The sequence below is a fragment of the Micromonospora sp. KC721 genome (assembly GCF_004348355.1).
Classification (GTDB): Bacteria; Actinomycetota; Actinomycetes; order Mycobacteriales; family Micromonosporaceae; genus Micromonospora.
In genome coordinates this window covers 1-8,478 of record NZ_SMJY01000237.1, presented here as the reverse complement: position 1 = coordinate 8,478, position 8,478 = coordinate 1, and the positions used below count along the sequence as shown (strand labels likewise).

Annotated in this window: 5 protein-coding genes; all 5 read left to right on the top strand. The window is 73.0% G+C overall.

Annotated elements, in window-relative coordinates; translation table 11 throughout:
- Nucleotides 1–322: 322 nt before the first annotated feature.
- A complete protein-coding gene (ligA, locus tag E1182_RS27100; protein ID WP_132270514.1) occupies nt 323–2,458 on the top strand; it encodes an NAD-dependent DNA ligase LigA in 2,136 nt (711 codons plus the stop codon).
- A gap of 158 nt (nt 2,459–2,616) precedes the next feature.
- On the top strand, nt 2,617–4,974 hold the full coding sequence (locus E1182_RS27095; protein WP_132270511.1) for a bifunctional diguanylate cyclase/phosphodiesterase: 2,358 nt from the start codon (nt 2,617–2,619) through the stop codon (nt 4,972–4,974).
- An 89-nt stretch (nt 4,975–5,063) separates the two neighbouring features.
- Complete coding sequence (gene gatC, locus E1182_RS27090) at nt 5,064–5,369, top strand: Asp-tRNA(Asn)/Glu-tRNA(Gln) amidotransferase subunit GatC (RefSeq protein WP_091115452.1); 306 nt, start codon at nt 5,064–5,066, stop codon at nt 5,367–5,369.
- Nucleotides 5,366–6,841, top strand: a complete 1,476-nt coding sequence (gatA, locus tag E1182_RS27085; RefSeq protein WP_132270508.1) for an Asp-tRNA(Asn)/Glu-tRNA(Gln) amidotransferase subunit GatA — start codon at nt 5,366–5,368, stop codon at nt 6,839–6,841. The genes gatC and gatA overlap by 4 nt, the downstream gene beginning before the upstream one ends.
- 13 nt (nt 6,842–6,854) lie before the next feature.
- On the top strand, nt 6,855–8,354 hold the full coding sequence (gene gatB, locus E1182_RS27080) for an Asp-tRNA(Asn)/Glu-tRNA(Gln) amidotransferase subunit GatB (RefSeq protein WP_132270506.1): 1,500 nt from the start codon (nt 6,855–6,857) through the stop codon (nt 8,352–8,354).
- The last annotated feature ends 124 nt before the right edge of the window (nt 8,355–8,478 follow it).

Sequence of the window (8,478 nt, the reverse complement as noted above, 5' to 3'; positions counted from 1 at the left end):
GGCCGGGTACGACCACCGGCGTCGGACGGGCGGTCACCCCGGCGCCGCCACTCGTTCCAGACCCAGCCGGCGACGACCGCCAGGACGATCAGCACCGCCCACCACACCCACCCGGGCATCCGTCCCCCTGCCTGTCCGCGCCGTCGACCTGCGGCGATCGTCGCACGGACGGCGCGCCTGCGCCCGTCGGGCGCGGCGGGGAGGCGCAGGTTTGTCCCACCGGACCGTTACGGTGCTCCGGTAGCGTGATCACGGGGAGGTGGCGTGATCACCGCAAGGTCGGTCACGGGGGAGGTTCGCAGCGGTGTCCGGAGGCGACAGGGTGTCGGAAGAAGAAATCCCCCAACAGGTCAGCGCCGCGGGGGAGGTGGCAGCCGGTGGCGAGCCCACCCCCGAGGCGCGGGAGCGGCACGCCACACTCAGCCAGGAGCTGACCGAACACCAGTACCGCTACTACGTGCTGGACGCGCCGACCATCGCCGATGCCGAGTTCGACCGGCAGCTGCGCGAGCTGGAGGAGCTGGAGGCGCGGTACCCGGCCCTGCGTACCCCCGACTCGCCGACCCAGCGGGTCGGCGGCACCTTCTCCACCGACTTCGCCCCGGTCGACCACGCCGAGCGGATGATGTCGCTGGACAACGCCTTCACCGACGAGGAGTTGGCCGCCTGGGCCGAGCGGGTCGAGCGGGACGCCGGCGGCCCGGTGCCCTACCTCTGCGAGCTGAAGGTCGACGGGCTGGCCATCAACCTCACCTACGAGCAGGGCCGGCTGGTCCGGGCCGCCACCCGGGGCGACGGGCGCACCGGCGAGGACGTCACCGCCAACGTGCGCAGCATCCGCGACGTCCCGACCCGGCTGACCGGCGCCGACGACTTTCCCGACGTGCCCGACTTCATCGAGGTGCGCGGCGAGATCTACCTTCCGGTCGCCGGTTTCGCCGACCTCAACGCCAGCCTGGTCGAGCAGGGCAAGGTACCGTTCGCCAACCCGCGCAACGCCGCCGCGGGGAGCCTGCGGCAGAAGGATCCCCGGGTCACCGCGTCCCGGCCGCTGCGCCTGGTGGTGCACGGCATCGGCGCCCGTCGCGGCTTCCGGCCGACGGCCCAGTCCGAGTCGTACGCGGCGTTACGGGCGTGGGGGCTGCCCACCAGCGACCGCTGGCGGGTGGTGCCCGACCTGGCCGGCGTCGCGGAGTACATCGCCTACTACGCCCAGCACCGGCACGACGTGGCACACGAGATCGACGGTGTGGTGGTCAAGGTCGACCCGGTCTCCATCCAGGGCCGGCTCGGCTCGACCAGCCGGGCGCCGCGCTGGGCGATCGCCTTCAAGTACCCGCCGGAGGAGGTCAACACCAGGCTGGTCGACATCCGGGTCAACGTCGGGCGGACCGGACGGGTCACCCCGTACGCGGTGCTGGATCCGGTGCGGGTGGCCGGTTCCACCGTCGAGTTCGCCACCCTGCACAACGCCCGCGAGGTGGCGCGCAAGGGGGTGCTGATCGGCGACACGGTGGTGCTGCGCAAGGCCGGCGACGTGATCCCCGAGGTGCTCGGCCCGGTGGTCGAGTTGCGTCCCCCCGACGCCCAGCCGTTCGTCATGCCCACCACCTGCCCGGCCTGCGGCACCGCCCTGGCGCCGGCCAAGGAGAGCGACGTCGACATCCGCTGCCCCAACGCGCGCACCTGCCCGGCGCAGATCCGCGAACGGGTCTACCACCTGGCCAGCCGGAAGGTGCTCGACATCGAGGCGCTCGGCGAGAAGGCCGCCACCGCGTTGGTGGACGCGCAGATCATCACGAACGAGGGCGACCTGTTCGCCCTCGACGCCGAGCGGTTGGCCCGGTCGCCGTTCTTCGTCAACAAGGACGGCAGTCTCGGCAGCAACGCCACCAGGCTGCTGGACAATCTCGCCGTGGCCAAGGGGCGTGACCTGTGGCGGGTGCTGGTCGCGCTCTCCATCCGGCACGTCGGCCCGACCGCCGCCCAGGCGCTGGCCCGGCACTTCCGCTCGATGGCGGCGATCGAGGCGGCGTCGCAGGAGGAGCTGTCCTCGGTGGACGGGGTCGGCCCGACCATCGCCGTGAGCATCCGGGAGTGGTTCGCCGTCGACTGGCACCGCGAGGTGGTCGGCAGGTGGGCCGAGGCGGGCGTACGGATGGCCGAGGAGGCGGCCGACGAGGGGCCGCGTCCGCTGGAGGGGCTCACCGTGGTGGTGACCGGCACCCTGGCCGGGTTCAGCCGGGACCAGGCCGCCGAGGCGATCCAGAGCCGGGGCGGCAAGGTCAGCGGCTCGGTGTCCAAGAGGACGGCGTTCGTGGTGGTGGGCGACAACCCGGGGTCGAAGGCGGACAAGGCCGCCTCCCTCAAGCTGCCGGTCCTCGACGAGGACGGCTTCCGGGTGCTGCTCGACCAGGGTCCGGAGGCCGCCCGGGAGGTGGCCCAGGTCCAGGAGTGATCGCTTCGCCCGGTATCGGATCTTGGGGTCGTATACCAACTTAATTACGACTACAACCGATTCGTGACTGTCGGCTGGGGAATTCCGGCATCCAGGGCGTTTCATGGTGGCACGGTGTGCGACCGGCGCGCACCGCGGCCGTACGCCCGGGAGGTGCGATGGAGACCGCCGACCCCCGCAACTCCGTCCCGCCCGGGCGGGCGACACCGTTCGGCGGGTTCGTCGCCGTGGTGGTCGGGCTGGCGGCGCTGGTCGCCGTGCCGGTCCTGGCGGGCCTGCCGGGCCAGCTCCGCGGGTTGCCGGCGGCGTTCTGGACGATGGCGGCGCTCGCCGTCGTCTGCGACGTGCGTCCCTTCGTACCGCCCGGCCGGCGGCACACCTCGGTGGTCTTCCCGTCCACCTGCTTCACCTTCGCCATCCTGCTCGGCTGGGGGCTGGCCCCGGCGCTGGCGGCGCAGACCGTCGCGGTCGCCGTCTCCGGCTGGCGGATGCGGCACGCCGCCTGGCGCACCGCCTTCAACGCCGCGCAGTACGCCTGTGCGCTCAGTGCCGCGGCCCTGGTGCTGCGGCTGGGACCGGGCGACCTCGCCGACCTCGGTCGGCTGCGCGGCACCGACGTGGCGGTGCTCGGCGCGGCCACCGCCACCTGGTTCGCGGTCAACCACGGCCTGGTCAGCACCGCGCTGCGGCTGCGCTTCGGTGGCCGGTGGTGGCCGGGCGTACGGCGGGGACTCGGCGTCGAACTGCTCTCCACCGGCTCCCTGCTGCTGCTCGCCCCGGTGCTGGTCGCCGCGGCGCGGGCCAGCGCGGCCCTGATCCCGCTGGTGCTGGTGCCGCTGCTCGCCGTCCACCGGATGTCCCGGCTCGCCGCCGAGCAGGAGCACCTCGCCGCGCTCGACCCGCTCACCGGCCTGCCCAACCGCAAGGCGCTGCAGGCCGAGATGGCCGAGCAGGTGCACCTGCACGCCGAGCGGACCGCCCGGGGTGCCCCGGACTCCCACCTCGCCCTGCTGCTGATCGACCTGGACCGGTTCAAGAACGTCAACGACGCCCTCGGCCACGCCGTGGGGGACCGCCTGCTCGTCGAGGTCAGCGCCCGCCTGGGCGACGTCGTCGGCGGGCGGGACCTGCTGGCCCGGCTCGGCGGCGACGAGTTCGGCATCGTCGCCACCCGACTGACCGGTGTCGAGCAGGCCCGCGAACTGGCCGACCGGGTGGTCGCGGCGCTGGCCCAGCCGGTACCTCTGGACGGGCTGCCGCTGGACGTGGGCGCCTCCATCGGCATCGCTCTCTTCCCCGAGCACGGCGAGGACCACACCACCCTGATGCGCCACGCCGACGTGGCGATGTACGACGCCAAGCAGCGCAACGACACGGTCGCCGTGTACGCCGCCGAGTCCGACCACCACTCCGCCGAGCGGCTGGCGCTGCTGGCCGACCTGCGCCGCGTACTCGATGCGGGACCGGCGGCCGGGCGGACCGTGCGGGGTGGTGACGGGGCCGCGTTGCCGTCCCGGCTGGCCACCTCGACGCAGCCGCCGGCCGGCGCGGGCCGGTGGTGGCCGCTGCGCCGTCGTCCCCGCGGCGGCCCGGCGCACCCGGACGAACTGCTCGACCGGATCCTGCACGGGGCGGACCCGATCCGGCCCCGCACCATCCGGCCGGTCTCCGAGCTGCCGACATCGACCGATCCGCCGGCCGGTGCCGGGCCGGCCGGGGACGACGCGGCGGCGGTCGGCGCCATCACGATGTACTACCAACCGCAGATCGCCATAGCCACCGGCGAGGTGGTCGGCGTCGAGGCGCTGCTGCGGTGGCGGCACCCACGCCGTGGCATGGTCGACCCCGGTGAACTGATCCGCCTCGCCGAGCAGAGCGCGGTGATGCGCCTGCTCACCCGGCGGGTGGTCGACGACGTGGTGGAACAGTTGGCGAAGTGGACGGCGGCCGGGATCACCCTGCGGGCCTCGCTCAACGTCAGCGTCCGCGACCTGCACACCGGCGAGATCGCCGACCGGATCGCCGAGCAGCTCTCCCGCTTCGGGGTCGACCCCGAACGCCTCCAGGTGGAGATCACCGAGGGCGCGTTGATGGCCGACCCCCGGCGGGTGCTCACCACCATCACCCGGCTGCACCGGCTCGGGGTGGCCATCTCGCTGGACGACTTCGGCACCGGCTACTCGTCCTTGCAGCACCTGCGGCGGTTGCCGCTGGCCGAGGTCAAGGTGGACCGCTCGTTCGTCCTCGGGATGGCCGACCATCCCGACGACGCGGCGGTGGTCCGGTCGATGATCGAGTTGGCCGGCGCGTTGGGGCTGCGGGTGGTCGCCGAGGGTGTGGAGGACGAGCGGACCTGGCGGCTGCTGCACGCGGCCGGCTGCGACGTGGCGCAGGGCTGGTTCCACGCCCGGCCGATGCCGGCCGAGGAGTTGGCCACCTGGCTGTCCCGGTACCGCCCGGTGCGTCCGGCCGGCGGAGGGGGAGTCGGGGGCGGCATCGCGACCGCAGGCCAATAGACTCGCTCCGGTCACCGCGCGTCATCCACACCGTGACCGCGCGGTCGGCACACGCAGACGCAGTCAGGACAGCCACGAAGGGGGCACCGATGGCCGCCATCTCCCGCGAGGAGGTCGCGCACCTCGCGCGACTGTCGCGGCTCGCCGTCACCGAGGAGGAGCTGGACATCTTCGCCGGCCAGCTCGACGTGATCCTCCAGTCGGTCGCCCAGGTGGGTGAGGTCGCCGCGGCGGACATTCCGCCGACCTCCCACTCGGTGCCGCTGACCAACGTCCTGCGGGAGGACGTGGTGGTGCCCGGGCTGACCCCGCAGGAGGCGCTGTCGGGTGCCCCCGACGCCGAGGAGCAGCGGTTCCGCGTACCGCGGATCCTGGACGAGGATGTGGCTTCATGACCGACCTGACCAGACTGACCGCGAGCGAGATCGCCGGTCTCGTCGCCTCCGGCGACGCCTCCGCCGTCGAGGTGACGCAGGCCCACCTGGACCGGATCGCCGCCGTGGACGGGCGGATCAACGCCTTCCTGCACGTCGACACCGACGGTGCCCTCGCCGCCGCCCGCGCGGTCGACGAGCGCCGGGCCGCCGGCGACGAGTTGGGCCCGCTGGCCGGCGTGCCGGTCGCGGTCAAGGACGTGCTCGCCACCCGGGGGGTGCCGACCACCGTCGGATCGAAGATCCTGGAGGGCTGGCGTCCGCCGTACGACGCGACCATCGTCCAGCGGCTGCGTGCCGCCGGCACGGTCATGCTCGGTAAGACCAACATGGACGAGTTCGCCATGGGTTCCTCCACGGAATACTCCGCGTACGGCCCGACCCGCAACCCGTGGGACACCGACCGCATCCCGGGCGGCTCCGGCGGCGGCAGCGCCGCCGCGCTGGCCGCGTACGAGGCGCCGCTGTCGATCGGCTCGGACACCGGCGGTTCGATCCGCCAGCCCGGCGCGGTCACCGGCACGGTGGGCGCGAAGCCCACCTACGGCGGCACCTCCCGGTACGGCCTGGTGGCGTTCTCGTCGTCGCTGGACACCCCGGGCCCGTGCGCCCGTACGGTGCTCGACGCGGCCCTGCTGCACGAGGTTATCGGCGGGCACGACCCGCGCGACTCGACCTCGGTCCCGGCTCCGGTGCCGGACGTAGTGGCGGCGGCGAAGCTCGGGGCGACCGGCGACCTCACCGGGGTGAAGCTCGGCGTGGTGAAGGAGTTCACCGGCGAGGGCGCGGAGCCGGGCGTCACGGCCGCGTTCCGCGAGGCGGTCGACACCCTGACCAAGCTGGGCGCCGAGATCGTCGAGGTGTCCTGCCCGCACTTCCGGTACGCGCTGCCGGCCTACTACCTGATCGCCCCCAGCGAGTGCTCGTCGAACCTGGCCCGCTTCGACGGCGTCCGGTTCGGCCTGCGGGTCGGTGACGACGGCAACCGCTCGCTGGAGGAGGTCATGTCGCTGACCCGCGAGGCCGGCTTCGGCCCCGAGGTCAAGCGACGCATCATGATCGGCACGTACGCGCTCTCCTCGGGCTACTACGACGCCTACTACGGGCAGGCGCAGAAGGTCCGTACCCTGATCACCCGGGACTTCACCGCCGCGTTCACGCAGGTCGACGCGCTGATCTCGCCGACCACCCCGTTCGTGGCGTTCCCGCTGGGGGCGCGCACCTCAGACCCGTACCAGATGTACCTGGCGGACCTGTACACCATCCCGACCAACCTGTACGGCGGCCCGGGCATCTCGGTGCCCTGCGGCCTCTCCGAGGGGCTGCCGGTCGGTCTGCAGGTGATGGCCCCGACGATGGCGGACGACCGGATGTACCGGGTCGCCGCCGCGCTGGAGTCCGCGGTCGGCACGTTCACCCCACCGGCACTGTGAGGCAGGAGCACCGATGACCACGACACTGCCCGCGTACGACGACGTCGTCGCGCGCTACGAGCCGGTGATCGGCCTGGAGACCCACGTCGAGCTGGGCACGAACACCAAGATGTTCTGCGGCTGCCCGACCGACTTCGGGGGCGAGCCGAACACCCGGGTCTGCCCGGTCTGCCTGGGTCTGCCCGGCTCGCTGCCGGTGGCGAACAAGGCGGCCATCGAGGCGACGATCCGGATCGGCCTGGCGTTGAACTGCTCGATCGCCGAGTGGTGCCGGTTCGCCCGGAAGAACTACTTCTATCCGGACATGCCGAAGAACTTCCAGATCAGCCAGTACGACGAGCCGCTCTGCGTGGACGGCTACCTGGACGTCGAGGTGAACGGCGAAACCGTGCGGATCGGCATCGAACGGGTGCACCTGGAGGAGGACACCGGCAAGACGCTGCACGTCGGCGGTGCCACCGGCCGGATCCACGGTGCGACCGAGTCGCTGGTCGACTACAACCGGGCCGGCATCCCGCTGGTCGAGATCGTCACCAAGCCGATCCCCGGCACCGGTGCGCTGGCGCCGGAGGTCGCCCGGGCGTACGTCACCGAGCTGCGCGACGTGATCCGCTCCCTGGGCGTCTCCGACGTCCGGATGGAGGAGGGGTCGCTGCGCTGCGACGTCAACACCTCGCTGAACCGGCCGGGTCAGGAGTGGGGCACCCGCACCGAGACCAAGAACGTCAACTCGCTGCGTTCGGTCGAGCGGGCTGTGCGCTCCGAGATGCTGCGCCAGGCGTCGGTCCTCGACGCCGGCGGGCGGATCACCCAGGAGACCCGGCACTTCCACGAGGACAGCGGCGACACCACCCCGGGCCGGTCCAAGGAGACCGCCACCGACTACCGGTACTTCCCGGAGCCGGACCTGGTGCCGCTCGCCCCGGACGCCGCGTGGGTGGCCGAGCTCAAGGCCGCCCTGCCGGAGCTGCCCCGGCTGCACCGCCGCCGGCTCCAGCTCCAGTGGGGTCTGTCCGACCTGGACATGCAGTCGGTGCTCAACGCCGGCGCGGTCGAGCTGATCGAGGCCACCGTCGCCGCGGGTGCCACCCCGGCCGCCGCCCGCAAGTGGTGGCTCGGTGAGCTGTCCCGGCGGGCCAACGAGGCCGGTATCGAACTGGCCGACGTCGGGGCCACCCCGTCGCAGGTGGCCGAGCTGCAGGGCCTGGTCGACGCCGGCAAGCTCAACGACAAGCTGGCCCGGGCCGTCCTGGAGGGCGTGGTGGGCGGCGAGGGCTCGCCGACCGAGATCATGACCAACCGGAACCTTGAGGTGGTCTCCGACACCGGCGCGCTCACCGCCGCCGTGGACGAGGCGATCGCCGCCAACCCGAACGTCGCCGACAAGGTGCGCAGCGGCAAGGTCGCGGCGGCGGGCGCGCTGGTCGGCGCGGTCATGAAGACCACCCGTGGCCAGGCCGACGCGAAGACCGTCCGTGAGTTGATCCTGGAGCGCCTCGGCGTCCAGAGCTGAGTAGGCGAACCCGGTCGCGGAGGCCGCCGTCGAACCCGACGGCGGCCTCGCGACGTCAGCGGGTCGGGCTGGGTGGCCCGGGGCTGACCGGCACCCGGCCGGACGAGGTCGCCCCGGGGGAGGG

Excerpts from the sequence above, each read along its gene's own strand:
- E1182_RS27095 (WP_132270511.1), top strand. The coding sequence starts at position 2,617 with ATGGAGACCGCCGACCCCCGCAACTCCGTCCCGCCCGGGCGGGCGACA.
- gatC (WP_091115452.1), top strand. The coding sequence starts at position 5,064 with ATGGCCGCCATCTCCCGCGAGGAGGTCGCGCACCTCGCGCGACTGTCG.
- gatA (WP_132270508.1), top strand. The coding sequence starts at position 5,366 with ATGACCGACCTGACCAGACTGACCGCGAGCGAGATCGCCGGTCTCGTC.
- gatB (WP_132270506.1), top strand. The coding sequence starts at position 6,855 with ATGACCACGACACTGCCCGCGTACGACGACGTCGTCGCGCGCTACGAG.